This is a genomic window from Streptomyces sp. NPDC060027, assembly GCF_042737005.1.
Taxonomy (GTDB): Bacteria; Actinomycetota; Actinomycetes; order Streptomycetales; family Streptomycetaceae; genus Streptomyces.
In genome coordinates this window covers 1-1,926 of record NZ_JBHWVI010000335.1, presented here as the reverse complement: position 1 = coordinate 1,926, position 1,926 = coordinate 1, and the positions used below count along the sequence as shown (strand labels likewise).

General features: G+C 67.7%; 2 pseudogenes. One reads left to right on the top strand and one right to left on the bottom strand.

The features are described from left to right. Positions 1-538: 538 nt before the first annotated feature. Positions 539-1,686: pseudogene (locus ACFWBT_RS40690) on the top strand (IS1380 family transposase); the annotation flags it as partial. Between the two features lie 145 nt (positions 1,687-1,831). Here ACFWBT_RS40690 and ACFWBT_RS40685 read toward each other — a convergent pair. Then, positions 1,832-1,926 (bottom strand): annotated as a pseudogene (locus tag ACFWBT_RS40685) (glucosamine-6-phosphate deaminase); the annotation flags it as partial.

Genomic DNA, 1,926 nt, shown 5'->3' with positions numbered 1-1,926 from the left:
GTGGTCGCCCACGGCGGCGAAGCCGAGGTAATCATGTCTGCCTCAGCATTTTGACCGGCCAGTATGGAGGCGGATGCATCGTGCTGCCCGAGGGTGGGAGCCGTCCGCACCGCCACGGCAGCAGACCGAGCCAGTGCGCCACGAACAGTGGTCAAGGAGTGCGGCGGGATCCGAAATGTTGAGCAGCCGGGTGGCCCACCCAGGGAGAGCGGAAACTTGCTTAGCATGGCATTTTCCTCTCGGAGGTCTGGTTGGTTTATGTAAGGTGGCGTACAGGGGGACACGCCGTCGTGAGCGTCGCCTACTCAAATCGCTGCGAGGGCCTGCTCGGTCCGTTAGCCGGAGTACATCGCGTGGTCTGGACGGGCTGGGACCGGCCTATTCGATGATGTATTAGTGGGCGTTTGATGTAGGTGGATTGCCCTTTATCTACTAGCCTCCGCATTTCAGTTGCGGCGGTGTCCGGATCTTGATCGGAAACGCGAAAGTGCCTTCTGAGCTGGGATGATGAGGCTTGTCTAGGGCTTCTGTCACCACAGCGGAAGTCTTCGGCCCGGTCGCCTCCACTGCCACCGCTTGGCGTCTGCTGGAGGCATCGGCCCGGACGCACTCGCCCGCCTGCGCTCGGCGAGGGCCACCGCCCGGGAAGTCGCCTGGCTGCAAGCCGCCGAGACCACAGGCGGCATACCCGTGGCCCGCGTCGGCGGGCGCGACCTGCCTGGCCCGATCCTGGGCTTCGACGCCACCCTGGTCACCTGCCACTCCGAGAAGGAACAGGCAGCGGCCACCTACAAACGCGGCTTCGGCTACCACCTACTGCTGTGTTTCCTGGACAACACCGGCGAAGCCCTGGCCGGCCTACTGCGGCCGGGCAATGCCGGCGCCAACACCGCCGCCGACCACATCACCGTCCTGGACGCGGCCCTGGCCCAGGTCCCTGACGCCCACCACCACGGCACCACCATCCTCATCCGCGCCGACAGTGCCGGAGGCGCGAAAGCCTTCCTCGCCCACATCCGAGCACTCCGTGAGCGGGGTATCCACACCTCTCCGTCGGACATCCCGTCACCGATCCGATCCGCCGCGCGATCCGAGCCGTGCCCGACCATCTGTGGCACCCCGCGCTGGAGCAAGACGGCACCCTACGGACTGGCGCTGAAGTGGCAGAACTGACCGGCATGGTGGACCTGACGGACCACCCGGACGGCACCCGGATCATCGTCCGGCGCGAGCGCCCTCACCCCGGCGCCCAGTTGTCCTTGTTCGATGTCGACGAGGGCATGCGCCACCAGGTCTTCCTCACCGACACTCCTTATGGCGAAGGCTCCCTGCAGCAGCTTGAGGTCCGCCACCGCGCACCCGCCCGCGTCGAGGACCGCATCCGCTGCGGCAAGACCACCGGCTTCGGCCGCTTCCCCTCCCGCCACTTCGCGCTCAACGCCGCCTGGCTGGAACTGTCCCTGACCGCCGTCGACCTGCTCGCCTGGGCCCAGGCCCTGTTGCTGGACGGCGAGTTGCTTCTCCGCCGAGCCGAAGAAGCTCCGCTACCGGCTGCTGCACGCCGCCGCCCGCATCACCCGCTGAGGCCTCCGACTCCACCTGCGGATTGCCGCCACCTGGCCCTGGCGACATGAACTGGCAAACGCATTCGCCCGCCTCGCGGCCCTGCCGAGGCCGGCCACCTGACCAACGGCGCTGCCTCTGCCCACCCACGACCCGAGGAACCCGGAGCACCCGACCCGAGCGCCGGGCCCCAGCCATGCCCACCCGCCGACAGCCACGGCCCCTCCACAGTCAACCCAGCTCAGCCGACCCAACTGAAACGAGGAGGCTAGATGCCCTGCCAGTCCGGCTTGGCGGCGAACGTGTGGCGGAAGTAGTCCCCGAGCTTCAGCTTGGACGCGGCGGCGTCGTCGACGACCACCG